General features: G+C 57.8%; 20 protein-coding genes. 5 read left to right on the plus strand and 15 right to left on the minus strand.

The features are described 5' to 3' along the window. Positions 1 to 151: 151 nt before the first annotated feature. Positions 152 to 3,526, plus strand: a complete 3,375-nt coding sequence (rne, locus tag ABIB18_RS00815; protein WP_354473492.1) for a ribonuclease E — start codon at positions 152 to 154, stop codon at positions 3,524 to 3,526. 169 nt (positions 3,527 to 3,695) lie between these two features. Here the strand turns inward: rne and flgL are convergent, their stop codons facing one another. The 11 genes from flgL to flgB form a co-directional block, all read right to left on the minus strand. Next, a complete protein-coding gene (flgL, locus tag ABIB18_RS00820) occupies positions 3,696 to 4,661 on the minus strand; it encodes a flagellar hook-associated protein FlgL (RefSeq protein ID WP_354473493.1) in 966 nt (321 codons plus the stop codon). A gap of 14 nt (positions 4,662 to 4,675) precedes the next feature. Then, on the minus strand, positions 4,676 to 6,325 hold the full coding sequence (gene flgK / locus ABIB18_RS00825) for a flagellar hook-associated protein FlgK (RefSeq protein WP_031376564.1): 1,650 nt from the start codon (positions 6,323 to 6,325) through the stop codon (positions 4,676 to 4,678). A gap of 124 nt (positions 6,326 to 6,449) precedes the next feature. Next, positions 6,450 to 7,409, minus strand: a complete 960-nt coding sequence (flgJ, locus tag ABIB18_RS00830) for a flagellar assembly peptidoglycan hydrolase FlgJ (protein WP_069728162.1) — start codon at positions 7,407 to 7,409, stop codon at positions 6,450 to 6,452. Next, a complete protein-coding gene (locus ABIB18_RS00835; protein WP_069728161.1) occupies positions 7,409 to 8,518 on the minus strand; it encodes a flagellar basal body P-ring protein FlgI in 1,110 nt (369 codons plus the stop codon). The genes flgJ and ABIB18_RS00835 overlap by 1 nt, the downstream gene beginning before the upstream one ends. 9 nt (positions 8,519 to 8,527) lie before the next feature. Further along, positions 8,528 to 9,238 (minus strand): flagellar basal body L-ring protein FlgH, encoded by a 711-nt coding sequence (locus tag ABIB18_RS00840; RefSeq protein ID WP_031376561.1) that lies wholly within the window; start codon positions 9,236 to 9,238, stop codon positions 8,528 to 8,530. 60 nt (positions 9,239 to 9,298) lie between these two features. Beyond that, a complete protein-coding gene (gene flgG, locus ABIB18_RS00845; RefSeq protein ID WP_354473494.1) occupies positions 9,299 to 10,081 on the minus strand; it encodes a flagellar basal-body rod protein FlgG in 783 nt (260 codons plus the stop codon). A 17-nt stretch (positions 10,082 to 10,098) separates the two neighbouring features. Beyond that, positions 10,099 to 10,857 carry a flagellar basal body rod protein FlgF gene (locus ABIB18_RS00850; protein ID WP_046288396.1) on the minus strand — a complete coding sequence of 253 codons (759 nt, stop codon included), beginning with the start codon at positions 10,855 to 10,857 and terminating at the stop codon, positions 10,099 to 10,101. Positions 10,858 to 10,877: 20 nt separating this feature from the next. After that, entirely contained in the window at positions 10,878 to 12,152 is a 1,275-nt protein-coding gene (gene flgE, locus ABIB18_RS00855; RefSeq protein WP_031376559.1) for a flagellar hook protein FlgE, read from the minus strand. 26 nt (positions 12,153 to 12,178) lie between these two features. After that, a complete protein-coding gene (gene flgD, locus ABIB18_RS00860; RefSeq protein ID WP_031376558.1) occupies positions 12,179 to 12,853 on the minus strand; it encodes a flagellar hook assembly protein FlgD in 675 nt (224 codons plus the stop codon). A gap of 12 nt (positions 12,854 to 12,865) precedes the next feature. Then, complete coding sequence (gene flgC / locus ABIB18_RS00865; RefSeq protein ID WP_031376557.1) at positions 12,866 to 13,270, minus strand: flagellar basal body rod protein FlgC; 405 nt, start codon at positions 13,268 to 13,270, stop codon at positions 12,866 to 12,868. Positions 13,271 to 13,272: 2 nt separating this feature from the next. Beyond that, positions 13,273 to 13,686 carry a flagellar basal body rod protein FlgB gene (gene flgB / locus ABIB18_RS00870; RefSeq protein WP_031376556.1) on the minus strand — a complete coding sequence of 138 codons (414 nt, stop codon included), beginning with the start codon at positions 13,684 to 13,686 and terminating at the stop codon, positions 13,273 to 13,275. Positions 13,687 to 13,840: 154 nt separating this feature from the next. On the opposite strand from flgB, the gene flgA reads away from it, so the two are divergent. The 3 genes from flgA (at position 13,841) to flgN (ending at position 15,343) form a co-directional block, all read left to right on the plus strand. Beyond that, on the plus strand, positions 13,841 to 14,500 hold the full coding sequence (gene flgA / locus ABIB18_RS00875; RefSeq protein ID WP_354473496.1) for a flagellar basal body P-ring formation chaperone FlgA: 660 nt from the start codon (positions 13,841 to 13,843) through the stop codon (positions 14,498 to 14,500). Between the two features lie 103 nt (positions 14,501 to 14,603). Next, positions 14,604 to 14,906 carry a flagellar biosynthesis anti-sigma factor FlgM gene (flgM, locus tag ABIB18_RS00880; RefSeq protein ID WP_031376554.1) on the plus strand — a complete coding sequence of 101 codons (303 nt, stop codon included), beginning with the start codon at positions 14,604 to 14,606 and terminating at the stop codon, positions 14,904 to 14,906. A 5-nt stretch (positions 14,907 to 14,911) separates the two neighbouring features. Beyond that, positions 14,912 to 15,343, plus strand: a complete 432-nt coding sequence (flgN, locus tag ABIB18_RS00885) for a flagellar export chaperone FlgN (RefSeq protein WP_031376553.1) — start codon at positions 14,912 to 14,914, stop codon at positions 15,341 to 15,343. 61 nt (positions 15,344 to 15,404) lie between these two features. Here the strand turns inward: flgN and murJ are convergent, their stop codons facing one another. From murJ to rimJ, 4 genes are all read right to left on the minus strand, one after another. Then, positions 15,405 to 16,943, minus strand: coding sequence for a murein biosynthesis integral membrane protein MurJ (gene murJ / locus ABIB18_RS00890; RefSeq protein WP_031376552.1), 1,539 nt, complete (start codon positions 16,941 to 16,943; stop codon positions 15,405 to 15,407). A 122-nt stretch (positions 16,944 to 17,065) separates the two neighbouring features. Beyond that, entirely contained in the window at positions 17,066 to 17,986 is a 921-nt protein-coding gene (locus tag ABIB18_RS00895; protein ID WP_354473497.1) for a Gfo/Idh/MocA family protein, read from the minus strand. Between the two features lies 1 nt (position 17,987). Continuing rightward, positions 17,988 to 18,623, minus strand: coding sequence for a YceH family protein (locus ABIB18_RS00900; protein ID WP_354473498.1), 636 nt, complete (start codon positions 18,621 to 18,623; stop codon positions 17,988 to 17,990). Between the two features lie 15 nt (positions 18,624 to 18,638). Next, positions 18,639 to 19,229 carry a ribosomal protein S5-alanine N-acetyltransferase gene (rimJ, locus tag ABIB18_RS00905; RefSeq protein WP_046288397.1) on the minus strand — a complete coding sequence of 197 codons (591 nt, stop codon included), beginning with the start codon at positions 19,227 to 19,229 and terminating at the stop codon, positions 18,639 to 18,641. A 294-nt stretch (positions 19,230 to 19,523) separates the two neighbouring features. Here rimJ and grxB point away from each other — a divergent pair, with 294 nt between their 5' ends. After that, a complete protein-coding gene (gene grxB, locus ABIB18_RS00910; protein ID WP_354473500.1) occupies positions 19,524 to 20,171 on the plus strand; it encodes a glutaredoxin 2 in 648 nt (215 codons plus the stop codon). The last annotated feature ends 12 nt before the right edge of the window (positions 20,172 to 20,183 follow it).

Raw genomic sequence — 20,183 nt, forward strand, 5'->3', positions numbered from 1 at the left:
AGGCCACCGACGTTATTTGCGCCCCTCGCGCGGTCGACAGCCGTGAGGTTGACGACATTGCACTAAGTCACGGGGCCATCGGTTGATACTCGTCCAGGGTAACTATGCCCGCAGCTGTAATCACTCATGAAAGAATAACGAGTAAGTCACGATGAAAAGAATGTTAATAAACGCAACTCAGCAGGAGGAGTTGCGCGTTGCCCTGGTTGACGGTCAGCGTCTGTACGATCTGGATATCGAAAGCCCAGGACACGAACAGAAAAAAGCCAACATCTACAAAGGTAAAATCACCCGTATTGAACCCAGCCTTGAAGCTGCGTTTGTCGATTATGGCGCAGAGCGTCACGGTTTCCTCCCCTTAAAAGAAATCTCCCGCGAATATTTCCCCTCCAGCTACAACGCGCACGGTCGTCCAAATATCAAAGACGTCCTGCGTGAAGGTCAGGAAGTCATTGTTCAGATTGATAAAGAAGAACGCGGCAATAAAGGCGCTGCGCTGACAACCTTTATCTCTCTGGCGGGCAGCTATCTGGTGCTGATGCCGAACAACCCACGTGCCGGAGGGATCTCCCGCCGCATTGAGGGTGACGATCGTACCGAACTGAAAGAAGCCCTGTCTGCGCTGGAACTGCCGGAAGGCATGGGATTGATCGTGCGTACCGCCGGCGTCGGCAAATCAGCCGAATCGCTGCAGTGGGATTTAAGCTTCCGTCTTAAGCACTGGGAAGCGATTAAAAAAGCCGCTGAAAACCGCCCTGCTCCGTTCCTGATCCATCAGGAAAGTAACGTGATCGTGCGTGCATTCCGCGACTACCTGCGTCAGGACATCGGTGAGATCCTGATTGATAATCCAAAAGTGCTTGAGCTGGCGCGTCAGCATATCGCGGCGCTGGGCCGTCCGGATTTCAGCAGCAAAATTAAGCTCTACACCGGTGAAATTCCGCTGTTCAGCCATTATCAAATCGAATCGCAAATCGAATCCGCTTTCCAGCGTGAAGTGCGCCTGCCTTCCGGCGGCTCGATTGTGATTGATAGCACCGAAGCGTTAACCGCGATCGATATCAACTCAGCACGCGCTACGCGCGGCGGCGATATCGAAGAAACCGCCTTTAACACCAACCTTGAAGCGGCAGACGAGATTGCCCGTCAGCTGCGTCTGCGTGACCTCGGCGGACTGATCGTTATCGACTTTATCGATATGACGCCGGTACGCCATCAGCGCGCAGTAGAAAATCGTCTGCGTGAAGCGGTCCGTCAGGATCGTGCGCGTATCCAGATTAGCCATATTTCCCGCTTCGGCCTGCTCGAGATGTCACGTCAGCGTCTGAGCCCGTCGTTAGGCGAATCCAGCCATCACGTCTGCCCACGCTGTAGCGGCACCGGCACCATCCGTGATAACGAATCGCTGGCGCTCTCTATTCTGCGTCTGATTGAAGAAGAAGCGCTGAAAGACAACACCAAAGAAGTCCACGCGATCGTTCCGGTTCAGGTGGCCTCTTACCTGCTGAATGAAAAACGTGAAGCCGTGAACGCTATTGAAAAGCGTCAGGGTGGCGTGAAGGCGATCATCGTACCTGATGACAAGATGCAAACCCCGCACTATTCGGTGCTGCGCGTGCGCAAAGGTGAAGAGACTCAGACCCTGAGCTACCACCTGCCGAAGCTGCATGAAGCAGAAATGGCGCTGCCATCTGAAGAAGAGCATGGCGAACGTCGTCGTCCTGAACAGCCGGCACTGGCGGCATTCGTGATGCCAGATGCCCCACCGGCTCCGGTAGAAGTCGCGCCTGAAGCGCCACGCGCCGAAGCGCAACCGGCAGCGAAAGCGGCCCCTGCCGTCGCAGCGCCGGCCACGGTCAGCACCGGCTTCTTTGGCCGCCTGTTTGGTGGTCTGAAGAAAATGTTCGGTGGCGAAGAAACCCCTGCAGTGACGCCAGCCGCCACTGAAGCAGCGGAACCACAGAAAGCGCCGGAAAGCGAAGAAGAGAACGCCAGTCAGCGTGGCGAACGTCGTAACAACAACCGCCGCAATAATAACCGTCGTGAGCGTACGCCGCGTAACGGTGAGAACGGTCAGGCGCGTGAAAGCCGTGAACCACGTGAGCCACGTGAAAGCCGTGAACCGCGCGAAAGTCGCGAACCACGTGAAAATCGTGAGCCGCGTGAAGGCAATGATAACCGTCGCAACAAACGTCAGTCTCAGCCTAATGAAGCGCGTGAAGAGCGTCCGGCACTGAGCGAAGAAGCCCGTCAGCAGCGCGACGAGCAGCAGCAACAGCGTCGTGACCAGCGTGCTGAGCGTCAGCGTCGTCGTCAGGAAGAGAAACGCGCCCAGCAGGAAGCGGCCAAAGCCGCCGAGCAGCCGGTTGTGGCTGAAGCAGTTGTGGAAGCACCCGAAGCGCAGGATGACGATCGCGTGCAGGTTATGCCGCGTCGTAAGCCGCGTCAGCTGAGCCAGAAAGTCCGCGTTGATGATAACCGTCAGCCACTGCCAGCAGAAGCCACTGACATTGCCGTGCCGACCGAAGCGCGTGCAGTACAGCAGCCAGCGACTGAAGTGCTGCCGACGGAAGCGCCGCAGATCGAAGAGCAGGATGATAACGATAGCCGTGACAACGCCAATATGCCGCGTCGTTCACGTCGTTCGCCACGTCATCTGCGCGTCAGCGGTCAGCGTCGTCGCCGTTATCGTGATGAGCGTTATCCGACTCAGTCCGCTATGCCACTGGCTGCGGCAGCCGCGTCGCCAGAGATGGCATCCGGTAAAGTGTGGGTACGTTATCCGGTGAGCCAGGCCAGCGAAGAGCAGGTTGTGCAGGATGCGGTTCAGGAAACGCCAGATTACACCCGCGAAGAGACAGCAGGCGCCATTGCGCTGCCGGTTGCTGCTGCGGTTGAATCAGCAGCGTCACAGGACGCGCCAGTACAGCAGGCTGAACCACAGGCAGAAACGCCGGTAACCGTGGTTAACACTGACGATACCAGCGCTATCGACGCGCCGGTTGATCATCAGCCTTCGGTGATCCCGGCTGCGGCTGAAGCGACCGCTGAAACTGTTGCTGCTCAGGCACAGCCTGCTGAGCCGGTCAGTGATACGCCAGCGACCGCTTCTGTTGATGACAGCGCACAGCCGACAGAGATTGCGCAGCAAGCGCCAGTTGAAGTCAGCCGCGAAACGGAAGCACAGGTAGAAGAAGTGCTGAACGCCCCGGTCGCTGCCGCAGCAGAAACGGCACCGGTCAGTGAGCCGCATGCACCTGTCGCTGCCCGTGATATCGAGCCGGCCGCGGTAGCGCAACCGGCCGCCACGCCAGCACCTGCTGCTGAGCCAATGGCCGCCGCGGACGTCACGCGCTGGAAGCACTTCGCTTCTGCCCCGATGACCAAAGCGCCGGCGCCGGTCTGGCAGCCAGAACCTGCACGTCACAGCGACTGGGTACGTTCGGCGTACGAGTTCGACGGTCGTGGATCTGCTGGCGGTCACGCGGCAACCCATCAGGCCACGGCGCCAGCAACCAAGCCGTAACGCTGACTCTGACCTGAACCTGACCCCGGCCTGCAAGCCGGGGTTTTTTTATGCCTGTGGTGCGGGATTCAGCCCGAATTCAGGCAAAAAAAATCCCACCCTCTTTTATCAGGAGGGTGGGAGAAACTAAGCGCACCCGGTTAAAGTACGCTCAAATTTTCAGGTCAGATTATGAATTCAGCTGTAACAGTGACATCTTGGACATATCGGTAAAGGTCTTGTACGACGCCTGCAGCGCCGTCTGCTGCATGGTGTAGCTGGAGACCGCAGCGGTATAATCGACATCCACCAGATCGCTCATCTGCGAACTGTAAATCACATTACGATCGTCGCCCTGCGCATCCAGCGTATCGAGTTCCGACAGCTGGGTACCAATCTCGGAGCGTACGGTTAACACGTTATTCAGCGAGTTGCCCAGACCACGGTTGGTTTTATCCATCGCAGCCTGGAAAGTCTGTTTAGTGGCAGCATCAGCGTCATCCTGCGGCACTTTCAGCGCTGCAATTGCGCTGTCGAGCATGGCGAACAGGTTGGTTTCGCTGGCGCTGCCGTCCGGCTCTTTAGTGGCATTGCCGGTGATCGCCATGAAGATGTCGTCACCGGTATGACCAACGGTCATGGTGCGGCTACTGTCCACCTTCTGGGTGATCGCATCGGTTCCGCCCGCATAGCTCACGCCGGTGCCGGTGCCATCGACAAACGGCGCGCTGTCCGTTTTGTAACCTGCAAAGATATAGCGACCGTTCGCATCCTGGCTGTTGGCCTGGTTAAGTAACTGGGCGCGGATGCCTTCAAGCTGGGTTGCAATCGAGCCACGGTCATCGTCACTCAGCGTACCGGTTGAACCGTTAACGATCAGGGTTTGCGCATCCTGAATACTGCTGGTCACGCCTTTCAGCGCATTCTCTTCCAGCGATAATCCCTGGTTAGCAAAGGTACGTGCCAGCGCATACTGGCTGCTTTGCGCCTGAGTCTGTGACAGCACCACTGCGCGTGACGCGGCAATCGGATCGTCAGATGGATTGGTGACGCGGCGGCCGCTGGAGAGTTGCTCGCCCACTTTCAGCCAGGAGGCTTGCGAGTCGGTAATCCCGCGCACCTGCTGGTTAAACATCATATTTGTACTGATTCGCATGCTTTACCCTACCCTTAGCGAATATTGATCAATGCATCAAAAATGGTGCTGGCAGTCTGCAGCACCTGCGCATTTGCCATGTAATATTGCTGATATTTTGTCAGGTTAGCGTACTCCTCATCGAGGTTGACGCCAGAAACTGACTGCTGGCGATCGGTCAGCTGACCGACCACGCTTTTCTGCGTGGTGCTGGTAGTTTCCAGCGAGCTGGTTTTGTTGCCGACGGTACTGACGATGCTGGCATAAGCCTGCGCCAGCGTGGCGTTGCCGCCTACCAGTTTGGCATCCTGCAGGTCCAGCAGCTTTTGCGCATTACGGTTATCGCTTTCGCCACCGGTCGCACCGGCAGCGGCAATCTGTGATTCACTGGTGATCGCCACCGACATATCGTTAATGGCGTTCTGTACCGGTTTCACCAGAAAACTGTCTTTCGCAGCCGGCGCAGGCGTCGCGGCGACGGTCAGCTTCATGCCATCAAAACTCAGCGTGGTATTGCCGTTCGCATCGGTACCTGGGGTAATCGGGACGGAGATGCTGTCAGACGCGCGGGTCGCGGTCCAGTTGCTGCCGTCATAGCTCAGGGTATAGTTTGACGCTTTCAGCGCGCTGGTATCGGTCCACTCGGCGGTGACCGAAGCGGCAGTGCTGTTTTTACTGTTGCTGACCACGGTCGGGGTGCCGATATTAAAGAAATCGACGCCCTGATCGCCGTTGCTGTCAAAGCCCTGCTTATGCACGGCGTTGAAGCTGCTGGTGAAGGTGGCGGCCAGCTGGCCGAGCTGATTCTGCGCCAGATCGAGATCCTGAGAACGGAACGCCAGCAGACCACCCAGTGAACCGGTGGTAATCAGCTTCTCCGGGATCTCAACGTTACCCGCCTGTTTATCAACATAGCCGATGGTGGTCCGGGTTGGATCGCTGCTGGAGGTCATCGCCACCAGCTGGTTTGATTTGGTGCCATTGACCAGCGTCAGGCCGTTAGCCATCGAGACGCTGTAGCTACCGTCCTGCTCTGAGACGGTCACGCCGACCACGTTGTTGAGGTCGCTGACCAGCTGATCGCGCTTATCCAGCAGATCGTTTGGTGCGGTGCCGGTACCGGTAGTCAGCCTGGCGATCTGCTTGTTGAGATCGGCAATCTGAGTGGTATAGGTATTGACCTGATTGACGCTGGAACCGATGTCGCTGTTTACGCTGTTCTGCATGCTGGTCAGATACTGCGAGGTGGTCTGGAACTGGCTGACCAGTCCCTGGGCGTTACTCAACATCGACTGGCGCGCCGACGGATCGTTGGCGTTGCTCACCACGTTCTGCAGGTTGGTAAAGAATTTCTGGATGGAGGTTGCCAGGCTGGTGGTCGAGGTTGACAGCAGATCGTCGATATTGGAAATCTGGCTGTACTGGGTGTTCACCGCGCTGTAGTTTGCGCTGGAGCCACGCAGCTGGGCGGCGATAAAAGCATCATATTCGCGCTGTACACCGGTCACATTAACCCCGTTGCCGTAGTAGCTATTGCCCTGCAGAGTACTGTTTGCCTGGGCAAGGATGGTGGTCTGGCGTGTATAGCCCGCCACGGTGTAGTTAGTAATGTTATTACTGGTGGTACTCAGGGCGGCCTGCGCGGCACTCAATCCGCTCATCGCGGAGTTAATTATGCTGGACATCTCGGTTCCTTACATTCCCCGTCAACCGGGCTGGCAGTCATCAAAGTGGGCGCCAGCAGGCGAAAACGCATCTGGCTTATGATGGTGTTATCGGCGTGCTTAAGTGAAACTTGAGGCTGAATTATCAGAACAGGTCGCCTAAATCCTGACTGTAGGCTTTTACGACTTTGTCGCCCATGCTCTTGAATTGCTGAATCATTCCCACCAGCTTTTGCGCATATTTAGGATCGGTGGCATAGCCTGCCGCCTGTAGCGCCTGTGCGCCCTGCTCGGCACTCGACGCGTTAGCGACCGCCGCGTAGCGTGGGTTATTGCTGATCAGTTTGACGTAATCGGTCAGAGCCTCGAAATAGGAGTTGTAGACCCGGAAGCTGGCACGCACTTTCTTCGCTTCGCCCTGCTCATATTCGGTGGTCATGATGTCGGTGGTGTCGCCTTTCCAGTCGCCGCTGGCCTTGATACCGAATACGTTATAGCTCGGTTTACCGTCGCGGGTCAGGATCTGGCGCTGGCCCCAGCCCGACTCCAGCGCCGCCTGCGCCAGAATCAGATGGTGAGGAATGCCGCTCTGCTGACTGGCCGCCTGGGCTGGCTGGGTCAGCTGGGCGATAAACTCACGGCTGTCGGTCGGCAGGCCGGTCGGTGACGAGACCGGCAGGCGCGGCATGGCTTTACGCACCAGCTGCTCCAGCTGCTGCGCCGGCTGTTGTACCGCGCCGACGGTGCTGAGAATAAAGCTGTTATCCAGCTTCATCGGCACCGTGCCGGCTTTTTCATCCGGGGCGGTGGCGGGCTGCATCTGCTTAACGATGGTTTCCGCCAGCCCGAGTCCACGTTTACCCATCTCCTGCGCAATCTGCTGATCGTACATTGAGGTGAAAAGTTTGGTTTGCTCGTTGCTCATCATGCCGTCCTGCGGCAACGCCTCACGCATGCTTTTCAACATCATCTGTACAAACATCCCTTCGACCTGGCGAGCCACCTGCAGCGCTTTGCCTTTCGGATCGCTGCTGGCCTGGTGTTTCAGTTCGTTCAGTGAGCGGCTGTCGTAAGCCGCACTCATCAGAGATTGCGTATCAGTCATCAGATAATTTCCAGTTTGGCGCGCAGACAGCCGGCGCTCTGCATTGATTGCAGGATCGACATCAGCTCGATTGGCGATGCACCCAGCGCATTCAGCGCGCGCACTACATTGTTCAGGTTGGCGCTGGCATTCACACGTTGCAGTGCCCCGCCGCTCTGACGCAGATCGATCTGGGTCTGGGTGGTGGCTACCGTCTGCCCACCGGCCAGTGGCGTATCAGGCTGGCTGACGTTCTGCTGCTGATTCACCGTCACCGACAGGTTGCCCTGCGCCACGGCACATTGATTCAGCGTTACCTCGCGGTTCATCACTACCGAACCGGTACGGGAGTTGATGATCACTTTCGCATCTTCGACCGGAATCGAGACGTTGATGTTCTGGATATCCGCCAGCAGGCGTACCTGAGCCCCGTTATTCGGCGATACGCGGATCTGAACGGTACGCGCATCCAGCGGCTGGGCGGCACCGTAACCGCCACGCGCGTTAATCGCATCGGCAATGCGCTGCGCCATCGAGAAATCTTCATTGTTGAGCTGCAGGTTAATGGTGTTCTGCGAACCAAAGTTACTTTGCAGTTCACGTTCTACCGTCGCGCCGCCGGTAATCCGGCCACCGTTCAGCTGGTTAACCTGTACGCTGCTGCCGCCTGCCGACGCACCGGCACCGCCGACCAGGATGTTCCCCTGAGCCAGCGCATAGACCTGGTTATCCACCCCTTTCATCGGAGTCATCAGCAGCGTTCCGCCGCGCAGGCTTTTAGCGTTACCCAGTGACGACACCACCACGTCAAGCGTCTGTCCCTGACGGGCAAATGCTGGCAGTTTTGCCGTCACCATCACCGCCGCCACGTTTTTCAGCTGCATGTTGGTGCCGGTCGGCACGGTAATCCCGAGCTGTGACAGCATGTTGCTCACCGTCTGGGTGGTAAACGGCGTCTGAGTGGTCTGGTCACCGGTACCGTCCAGTCCCACCACCAGTCCGTAACCGAGCAACTGGTTTTCCCGCACGCCCTGTACGGTGGTTAAATCACGGATCAGATCGGCTTTTGCCAGCAGGCTGACGCCCAGCAGCAGCGCCAGTCCGACGCGTAACAGCGTTAACTTTTTCATTGAAACCTCTTACATCGGCGAGATGTTCAGGAAGAAACGCTGTAACCAGCCCATGGTCTGCGCCTCATTGATATAACCGTTTCCGACGTACTCAATACGTGCATCGGCGACGGCAGTAGATAACACGGCGTTGCTGGCGCTGATGGTGCGAGGGTTAACCACGCCCGAGAAGCGAATGAACTCCGTGCCCTGATTAATGGCGATCTGTTTCTCGCCCACCACGTGCAGGTTGCCGTTCGACAACACCTGATCCACGGTGACGGTAATGGTGCCGGTAAAGGTGTTGTTAGCGGATGCGCCACCTTTACCTGCGAAATCGTTTTTGCCTTCGGCGCCAAAGTTGGCTTTTTCACCACCGGCCCCAACCAGCCCTGCCAGCCCGGTCGGAACCGCGCTTAAGCCGAAGCTGTTGCTGCCATCACGACTGGCATTCGCCGAGGAGCTTTTGCTGGCGCTGACGTTTTCCTGCAGCGTAATCGTCAGGGTGTCGCCAATGTTACGTGGGCGACGATCTTCAAACAGCGGCTGATAGCCGTAGTTGAGTGGCGCGACGCCCTGGAAAATCGAACCGTTAACCACCGGTGGCGCGGACGGCATCGGCTGCGCCGTCGTCGCCCCTTCTACCAGCGGTGTACGCGGTACCAGTGCACAACCGTTAAGGGTTAGCAGCAGCGAGGCGACTAACCAATGTCCAGGCTTGAGAATCTGTTGCTTCGCCACGGAGTCACGACCTTATCTGTGTCTGTTCTTCAGGCCAGCCGGAACTGGCCCTGTCGGGGATTAAAGCTGAGTCAGTTTCGCCAGCATCTGATCGGAAGTACTGATCGCTTTGCTGTTGATTTCGTAAGCGCGCTGAGTCTGGATCATCGTTACCAGCTCTTCTGCCACGTTGACGTTCGAGGTTTCGGTATAGCCCTGATAAAGCAGACCGGCGCCGTTCTGGCCTGGCGTGCTGTCAGTTGGCGCACCCGAAGCCTGCGTTTCCTGATAGAGGTTTTCACCCACGCTATCGAGACCGGCATCGTTCATAAAGGTGCTCAGGGTCAGCTGGCCGACCTGAGTCGCCTGCGCCTGGCCCTGCTGCGTCACGCTCACCACCCCGTCACGCGCCACGGTAATGCTGGTGGCGTTGGCCGGAATCGTGATGCCGGGCTGCACCGGGAAGCCAGAGTTGGTCACCAGCTGACCGTTCTGATCGATCTGGAACGCGCCGTCACGGGTATAGGCAGAAGTGCCATCCGGCATCTGAATCTGGAAATAACCCTGACCATTAATGGCGATATCTTTTGAGTTGCTGGTCTGCGACAGGTTGCCCTGCGTATGCAGACGCTCAGTGGTGACCGGACGAACACCGGTACCAATCTGCAGGCCGGACGGCAGCGTGGTCTGTTCAGACGACTGGGTGCCGGGCTGACGCATGGTCTGATACATCAGATCTTCAAACACCGCACGCGAACGCTTAAAGCCGTTGGTGCTGACGTTTGCCAGGTTGTTGGCAATCACGTCCATGTTCATCTGCTGCGCATCAAGACCGGTTTTAGCGATCCATAAAGAACGAATCATGTTGTTATCCTCGCGCCTTAGCTGCTCATGTTCAGCAACTGGTTGGCTTTTTGTTCGTTTTCATCAACGTTTGTGATGACTTTCATCTGCATCTCAAAACGTCGGGCGTTGGCGATCATGTCGACCATGGTTTCAACCGGCTTAACGTTGCTGCCTTCCAGCACACCCGGCATCACCTGCATGGTAGCGTCAGCCTGCAACGCCGCGCCGCGGGTGTTCTGGGTGGCTGCCGTCGGGCGGAACATGCCGTCATCGCTGCGCTGCAACTCCTGACCGGTGGCCCGCACCAGCTTGAGCTTACCCAGCTGGACCGTGGCATTCGGCGCATCGCCGGCATTCAGGCCGGTGATTGAACCGTCAGCGGCAATGGTGATTTCCGATCCCTGTGGGATCACAATCGGACCGCCATCGCCCATTACAGGATTGCCCTGAATCGTCAGCGTCCCGTTCGGGCTGATTTGCATGTTGCCGTTGCGGGTATAAGCTTCGCTGCCGTCAGCAGTACGCACCGCCAGCCAGCCATCCTGCTGTACCGCGACGTCGAGTGGGCGCTCGGTGTAATCCATCGAGCCCTGACTCATATCGGCGCCCGGCGTGGACGCGGTCACCAGCGTGCGGGTTGGCAGTGACCAGCCATTGACCGGCACTGCGCGCAACGCATTAAGCTGCGCACGAAAGCCTGGCGTTGAGGCGTTGGCGAGGTTGCTGGCGGTGACCGCCTGCTGATCCAGCGTCTGGCTGGCCGCGCCCATCGCGGTATATATCGCGTGATCCATAAAGCAATCCTGTTAGCGAATTAACGTAAGTTAACCAGCGTGTTAAGAATCTGGTCCTGAGTTTTGATGGTCTGCGCATTCGCCTGATAGTTACGCTGCGCCACAATCATGTTCACCAGCTCTTTACTCATGTCGACGTTAGAAGCTTCCAGCGCGCCAGCGGTCAGAGAACCGAAGGTGCCGGTGTTCGCCAGACCAATTGCTGCCTGACCGGAGGCATTCGACGCCGACCAGACGTTGTCGCCCTGTGACTGCAGGCCTTCCGGGTTAGAGAAGCTCGCCAGCACGATCTGACCCAGCAACTGGGTTTTCTGGTTGGAGTAGGTGCCGGTGATGGTGCCGTCATCGTTAATGGCGTAGCTGGTCAGATCGCCAGGCGCATAACCGTCCTGGGTCGGGCTGCCGAAAGTGGTGGCGCCGGTGTTCTGCTGCAGGCTGCCCAGCATGCTCAGGGTGATCGGCTGGTTAGCTACTGCACCGTTGGCTGCGGTAGTCTGGCCGGCTGCCGGCACGTTCAGGGTTAACCCGACGGTGCCATCAGTACTGCTGCTGACAACAGCGCCGGTCGCATCCAGCTTGTCCATGCGGGTCAGCTTGCCGCTGGTGTCGAACGCCATTTTGAAGTCACCCGCAGATGAACCGGTGTTGGCATCAATCGCGTGCACGGTCCAGCTGTTGCTGGCAGTGTCTTTGACAAAGTACATATCGAGCGCGTGATCGTTACCCTGCGAGTCATAGACGGTCGCGGTGGTCTTCTTGTTGTAGCTGTCGGCGTTAGCAGTAGAGAACGTCGTCACTGTCGGTGCGGTGTCGGTCGAGTTCAGGTTCGCGACCAGGCCAGTGGTGGTGGTTGCGCGAGCCGGCATCTGCTCGGTCGGAATGCTGATCGCCACCGGGTTAGCACCCGCCTGGATAGTCGCTGGCGAGCCGCTGGCCGGATAACCGGTCACGTTCAGGCCCTGGGTGTTGATCAGGTTACGGTTAGCATCCAGCGTGAACTGGCCATTACGTGAGTAATAAACCGCGCCGCTGGTGTCGGTCATACGGAAGAAACCGTTGCCGCTCAGGGCGACGTCGAGGCCGCGGCTGGTGGTGGTGGTCGAACCGTCGTTAAAGTTCTGGATCACTGCCGCCACTTTGGTACCGAGGCCGACGTTAGAACCGGCGAACATATCAGCAAAGGCGATGGTGCTCGATTTAAAACCCGCTGTCGCGGAGTTGGCGATGTTGTTGCCGATGACATCAAGGTTACTTGAGGCAGCGCCAAGGCCGCTGACCGCTTGGGAAAATGACATGTGTGTGTCTCCTGTCTACAGGTTAATCAGAGAATCTGACGTACTTCGTCAAGGGAAGCGGAGCCCATGGTGCCGAGATCCAGTTTTGTGGTGTCGTTCGCGGTACTCACCCCATTGACGTAGGCGTAGTTAAGCGGTTGTGCCACCAGTTGTGTGCTGCCATTGCTTGCGGCAATCGCAACGCTGTATTTACCGTCTGGCGCGGTTGAACCGTCGCTCAGTTTGCCGTCCCACGAGAAGGTATGAACACCCGCGCTCAGTGCGCCGAGGTCAACGGTATCGATCACCGTGCCATTCGCATCTTTAATCGTGGCGGCGGTAGCAGTGGACGCCGAGGTCAGTTCAACCCCAAACGGCGTGGTCGTGCCGCTGCCAACCAGAACCTGCGAGCCGTTAACCATCACGCCGTGCCCAATCAGGGTCGAGCTTTGCAGCGACTGGCTGGTGCTGATCTGGCCGGAAATCGATCCCAGCGTGGTATTGAGTTTCTCAATCCCGCTCAGGGTGTTGATCTGTGCCAGTTGGGTGGTGAGCTGGCTGTTATCCATCGGATTGGTGGGATCCTGGTTCTGTAACTGGGTCACCAGCATGGTCAGGAACTGATTCTGCAGATCCTGCGCGCTGTTGCCGGTGCCACTGGTGCTGGAGGAGCTGAGGACCGTGGGGTCCAGCTTCTCATTAACGCCTACCGCGATAGCCATAATTGTTCTCCGTTATTGCCCGATCGTCAGGGTTTTCATCATCATCGACTTCACGGTGTTGAGGACTTCAACGTTCGCCTGGTAACTGCGTGACGCTGACATGGTGTTGACGGTCTCAGAGACCACATCCACGTTGGGCATTTTGACGTAGCCTTTGGCATCGGCCATCGGGTTACCCGGGTCATACACCAGTTTGGCGGGGGTCGGATCGTCCACCACCTTCGCCACTTTCACGCCGCCGGTGGCTGCGCCAGGCGCGGCATCGGTCTGGAATACCACCTGTTTGGCGACGTAAGGTTGCCCATCCGGGCCGGTTACGCTGTCGGCGTTGGCCAGGTTACTGGCACTGACGTTTAATCGCTGTGATTGCGCGGTCATCGCTGAGCCGGCAATGTCAAAAATGTTCAGCAAGGCCATAATTATTGCCCTTGTAACACGCTCATCATGCCTTTGATCTGGCTACTGATAAGGGTGAGATCGGTTTGATATTTCAGGCTGTTATCCGCGAACTGAGTACGTTCACGGTCCATATCTACAGTGTTGCCGTCGGCGGCTGGCTGATCGGGAATGCGATAGAGCATGTCCATCGACGGTGCCGAGTTGGTCTGCGCTTCAATGTGGCGAGCTGACGTGACTTTTAACGCCATGCTGCTGCCTTCCGCACGACCATTGGCCATCACCCGACTCAGCTCGCTGGCAAAGTCGATATCCCGGGCCTGATAACCAGGGGTATCGGCGTTGGCAATGTTTGACGCCAGGATCTCCTGACGTTGAGCACGCAGGTTGAGGGCTTCCGTACCAAATTTCAGCGCCGCATCCAGTTTGTCGAGCATGGTTCCTCCGCGAATGAGAATTTCGAGCTGGCAGCTTAATTTGGAAAAGCAAGAGGTAATCGTCTGAATAAGGCCAAAAACCCACGCTATTTTGGCTCTTGAATATTTTTTGCTGCGCGTACACTCGTTGCCATCATCAGTGAGGAAAAGCACCATGCGTGGATATCAAACCCTGCTGGCCAGTCTGCTGGTCCTGATCGCCCTGCCGGTTACGGCCGGCGATCTCAGTGCACAACTGAACCAATTTTTTAAAGCGCGTGACCCCCAACATGCCGACGGCATGACCGTGGTGGTCCGCACGCCGCAGGCCCAGTGGCCCGATTGCGACGCGCCGAAATTTACCCTGCCGGGCAACAGCCGCCTGTGGGGCAACATGAGCGTAGCCGCCAACTGCGGTGAGAATCGCCGCTACATTCAGGTGCAGGTGCAGGTCACCGGACCTTACCTGGTCGCAAACCGGCTGTTAACGCGCGGCAGCAGCGTCAGTGCGGCTGATTTCAGCCAGCAGACGGGCCGGCTCGATACCCTGCCGGCGCGTGCGCTGCTGAACGATGAGGCGGTAGCGGATGCCGTGGTGCTGCGTGACATCCAGCCGGGACAGCCGATTAATCCGTCGATGCTGCGTCAGCCGTGGCGGGTGAAGGCGGGTCAGAGCGTGATGGTGATTGCCAGTGGTGACGGTTTTGACGCCAGCGGCGAGGGTAAGGCACTGAACAATGCCACCCAGTCTCAGTGGGTGCGGGTGCGGATGGGAAATGGGCAGGTTGTCAGCGGTCGGGTGCGGGATGATGGGAATATTCTTATAACACTATAAAGCGTTAAAGAAGCCAGTTGTTCTGCCGATAGAAGAATCAACTAAGCAATTACGCTATTCTGATTCAGGTGGCAGACTCCCCTGACCGTACAGGAGCCCGAATATGAGCATCGACAGAACGCAACCGCTGAAACCCGCCAGCACCGTACAGAGCCGCGACACCAGCGAGCCCGCCAGCACCAAAGTGCGTCAAAGCACCACGCCGGCGGCCAGCACGCCAGCCGCCGCCCAGGTTAGCCTGAGCAGCGCGCAGTCACAGCTGATGCAGCCAGGCAGCCAGGACATCAACGTCCAGCGGGTTGAACAACTGAAAACCGCCATTCGTAATGGCGAACTTAAAATGGATACCGGCAAGATCGCCGACGCGCTGATTGCCGACACTAAGGCGTATTTAGAGGGTAACTAGTCCCCATGAGTAACTTGCTGACCACATTAGATAAGATGCAGGATGTGCTGGCATCGCTGTCAACCTTGCTGGAAGAAGAGCAGCAGCAGTTGGCAGCCGGAAACATTAACAGCAACCTGTTGCAGCGTATCACTGAAGATAAAGGTGCGCTGCTCAGTACGCTTAACTATCTGGATGAGATGCGCCGTACCGCCGAGCAAAGCCTGGCAACGTCGGCACCTTATCGTGGTCAGAGCGACATGGCGAGCCGCTGGCAACGTATTCAGCAGCACACCCGTCGCCTGCAGGATGCCAACGTGCATAATGGCCTGCTGCTGCAACATCAGATTCGTTACACCCAGGATGCGCTGGAGGTGCTGAAGCCGCACCAGACCCAGGCGTTTTATGGTCCCGACGGGATGGGTAAAGGCCAGGCGACACTCAGCCGTAAAGCCTGACGACTGACTGAGCAAAAAAAATCCCGCCAGCTTGCGGGATTTTTTGTATGCCTGTTTTTTATCAGACTGTTGTGCGTCGCGCATAATCGCGCAGCCGGAAGCCGAGCAGCCCGAGCGTCACGAAGTAAGCGCCGCCCCCGACCGCACACACCGCCGCCAGTCGCAGCAGCCGCCACAGCATCGAACCCTGTTCCCAGGCTGGCATCCACTGCAGCATCGCAAACAGCGCCGCCGCCATCGCCAGCACCGCAATCAGCAGACGAACCAGAAACCCTGTCCAGCCGGGCTGGGGCATAAAGATCTGCTTTTTACGCAGTTGCCAGTAGAGCAGTGCCGCATTGAGACAGGCCGCGAGCCCAATCGACAGCGACAAACCGGCATGCTTCAGCGGACCAATAAACGCCAGGTTCATCAGCTGAGTCATAATCAGGGTAACAATCGCGATCTTAACCGGCGTTTTGATGTCCTGCCGCGAGTAAAAGCCCGGTGCCAACACTTTGACCACAATTAAGCCCATCAGCCCGACGGAATAAGCGATCAGCGCCCGCTGGGTCATCGCCGCATCAAAGGCGGTAAACTTACCGTACTGGAACAGCGCTACGGTCAGCGGGCCAGAGAGCATCCCCAGCGCCACCGCACTCGGCAGCGCCAGCAAAAAGCAGAGGCGTAAGCCCCAGTCCATCAGCCGGGAATATTCATCGTGATTACCGCTGGCAAAACTTTTGGCCAGCGAAGGCAGCAGGATGGTGCCCAGCGCCACGCCGAGCACGCCGGACGGAAATTCCATCAGCCGGTCAGCGTAATACATCCACGAGACCGATCCTGATACCAGAAAGGAGGCGAAAATGGTGTTGATGATCAGCGAGATCTGGCTGACCGAGACACCGAGAATCGCCGGTCCCATCTGACGCATGACCCGCCAGACGCCAGCATCACGCAGGTTCAGGCGCGGCAGCACCAGCATGCCGAGCTTTTTCAGGTGCGGCAGCTGATAACCGAGCTGCAGCACGCCGCCTGCCACCACCGCCCACGCCAGCGCCATCACCGGCGGATGGAAATGCGGTGCAGCAAACAGCGCGAAACCAATCATGCTGATATTCAGCAGGGTCGGGGCAAACGCCGGAACCGAGAAGCGGTTCCAGGTGTTCAGCACTGCACCCGCCAGCGAGGCGAGCGAAATCAGCATGATATAAGGAAAGGTCACCCGCAGCAGCGAACTGGTCAGCGCGAACTTATCGGCGCTGTCGGCAAAGCCCGGCGCCGTGACCATAATCACCCACGGCGCGGCGATCATCCCCGCCACCGTGACCAGCGCCAGCGCCAGCGTCAGCAGTCCGGAGACGTAGGCGAGGAACAGCCGCGTCGCTTCATCGCCCTGCTTACTCTTGTATTCCGCCAGAATCGGCACAAACGCCTGTGAGAAGGCGCCTTCTGCAAAGATACGCCGTAAAAGATTGGGCAACTTAAAGGCGACGAAAAATGCATCGGTCGCCATTCCGGCGCCAAACACCCTGGCCACAATGGCATCTCGGGCAAAGCCCAGTACGCGGGAAAACAGGGTCATGGAACTGACCGCTGCCAGCGATTTCAACAAATTCATAATTGACGGCGCATCCTGAAAAGAATCGGCAAAATGAGAGACTTAGCGCGGGCATCCGGATGATGCCCGGCGATAGTCTACTGCCACGGCGGGAAATGACCAGCACGGAGTGTTACAAGGCATTATTGTTGAGTGGCGTCACGCCACAGTTTTTCCACCACGCGCTGCGCCAGCAGGGCCTGTTCACCGCTGGTTTCGGGCATCGTCTGATTTTGCACGCACTGGATAAAATGGTGTGCCGCGCCGCTGAAACCGCGCTGCACCAGATGACTTTGCCAGGCGGGCGGCGGCGCGATCAGCAGGCCGCCTGCGGTTTCCTCCTGCCAGTCGCGCATTTCGCTGATATCGATGCATTTGCGCTCACACACCGCGCTGACCCGCTCACGCTGGCTGCCGGCACGCCGGTGCATGCTGGTGGTGATCGGCACGCCGCCCACGTTAAAGTGGTGTTCCGCGTAAAGCATCTCTCCCTGCGCAGTGGTGGCAATGCGCCCCTGCACTTCACTAAACGGCTGACCACCGAGCCACAGCGCGGTATCCACCACGTGCAGATAGTCATCCAGCAGGGTAAAACGCAGATCGTGCGGTCCGACGCTGTCGCTGCGGTGCTTTTCAATCCGCAACGAGGCGACGCTGCCCATCTCAGCTTTAAGCTGCTGATAGCGTGGAGCAAAGCGACGATTAAAACCCACCATCAATTTGCGCTGCTGCTGGCCGGCAAGCTCAACCAGCGCTTCCGCCTGATCGAGGGTTTCCGCCAGCGGCTTATCGACGCAGACATCTTTGCCGGCCAGCAGCAGCGTCCTGACCACCTGATAGTGGCTCGCGGTGCTGCTGTGGACGAACACCGCATCGCAGGCGGCGGCCAGTTCGTCAATCGAGCTGAAACAGCGGATGCGAAAACTGTCGCAGACTGGCCGGGCTTTGGCCTGATTGGGCGAAAAAGCCCCCACCAGCGTCCAGTCAGTCGCCGCCGACAACACCGGCAGCCAGGCTTTCTGCGCGATGCCGCCCAGTCCCACCACGCCAATACGTAACGTCATTTCAGCTCTCCGTTTGCAGCAGTTGGGTGAGTTGCGCCTGCAGTTGCGCCACCTGATGTTCCAGCGCCGTGACGCGTGCAGCCAGCTCGCCCGGCTCTGCGGCGTCACTCTCGTGTGGCAATTCCGCCTCATCGCTCAGCAGATGGATAAAACGGTGTTCGCGCCGACCCGGTTCCCGCGGCAGACGCATCACCGTGGCGCTGTCATCACGCTGCTGCAGCGCGTTGAGCGTCTGTTCCACCTCACTAACGTCGGTAAATTCATGCAGACGTCCGCTACGGGTACGCAGTTCACCCGGCGTCTGGGCACCGCGCAACAGCAGCAGTGTCAGCACCGCCACTTCCGCGCTGTTAAGCTTTAGCGTGCCAAAGGCGGAGTTGCAGAAGCGCTGAGCATATTTAACTACCCGCTGGCCCGATGCGCTGCTGGCGGTCACCAGATGCAATTTTTCCAGCTGATCGAGCTGATTTTGCACCCCGGTCTCGCTCAGGTTCATTACCGGCTCACGGTTCGATTTCTGATTACAGGCGCTGACCACCGCATTCAGGGAGAGCGGATACTGTTCCGGCGTCGTGACCTCTTTCTCCAGCAGACAGCCCAACACGCGCAACGCCTGCGCCGACAACGTCAATTTCATGCTGACTCCTTGTTATTATCCACGCCGATCAGACGTCCATTCCCGCCAGGTTAATGCCGTCAGGACGTGATCCTGCCAGCGGCCGTCGATCAACAGATAATCTTTGGCGTAACCCTCTTTTTCGAATCCGAGCCGCGCCAGCAAATCACCGCTGCGCTGGTTGTGTGGCATGTAGTTGGCCATGATGCGGTGGATATGCTGCTGACGCTGCATATAGCGGATAGCCGACTGCAGCGCTTCAAACATCATGCCCTGCCCCTGCCATTTCTCGCCGAGTGAGTAGCCCAGATAACAGGCGTGGAACGAGCCGCGCAACACGTTGCTGAAATTAGCCACGCCGCGCACCTCGGTTTCATCGCTGTCCATCAGAATGAAATAGAATGCCGATCCCTGCTTATGCATATCGGTAATCAGCCCTAGACGCGCCTGCCAGCCTGAGGGATAGCAGTGGCTTTCATCGCGCACCGGCTCCCACGGCTTTAAAAACAGGCGGTTTTCTGCGTAATAATCTGCCAGCCGCCAGGCATCACGCTCGTGAACCAGACGGACCACCAGCCGGTCGGTGGTTAATCGCACCCTTGGCGCGGCAGAACGATAGCCAAACATCCTGACTCCTGAAATCAAAGGCTGATAAAGATGAGCCGTAATTACCCTGCTTTCACTATAACCGTCGCCTGGGCTGCGGTAAAACGTTACCCGCGATCAAGCTGCAAACACCTTGATTTTGCTCTGATATCGCCATTGATTTTGACGGTGATTACCGGCCCGGACCCGCGCTGACGCCGATCGGTTCCGCATCCGGCGCGGGTGGGTTTGCCCTGCCGCTTAATCTCTTCCATACTTTTTGGCGAGTCCGAAAACAGGATGAATTGATTCATGCTGTCAACAAAGGAGATCAGGATGAAGCTGTATATCTATGAACACTGCCCTTTCTGCGTTAAGGCGCGGATGATTTTCGGCCTGAAAAATCTGCCGGTTGAGCTGGTGGTGATGCTCAATGACGACGAAGAGACGCCCAAACGGCTGATCGGTCAGAAAATGGCCCCGATCCTGCAAAAACAGGATGGCAGCGCCATGCCGGAGAGCATGGATATCGTGCATTATATCGATCGACTGGAGGGCGAACCGCTGATCACCGGCGCCCTCAATCCGGCCATCGCTGACTGGCTGCGCCACATGAACGGCTATGTTAACAAACTGCTGTTACCGCGCATCGCCGAGGCCCCTTTTGCAGAATTTGCCACACCGGAAGCGCGCGACTATTTCCGCAGCAAAAAGCAGGCCAGCATTGGAGATTTCACCGAGCTGAAAAGCCATGCTGCCGGGATGATCAAAAATGTCAGCGGCGATCTGCGCCAGCTCGATAAATTAATTGTTCAGCCTAATGCGGTGAACGGTGAACTCTCTGAGGATGATTTTAACCTGTTCCCGCTGCTGCGCTCGCTGACGCTGGTTGCCGGTATAGACTGGCCGGCCAGAGTCGCAGAATACCGCGATAACATGGCCAAGCAAACCCAGGTCAATCTGCTCTCCTCGATCGCCCAGTAACCCCTAACGGAT

The organism is Pantoea sp. UYEF8 (assembly GCF_040546285.1).
Classification (GTDB): domain Bacteria; phylum Pseudomonadota; class Gammaproteobacteria; order Enterobacterales; family Enterobacteriaceae; genus Pantoea; species Pantoea brenneri.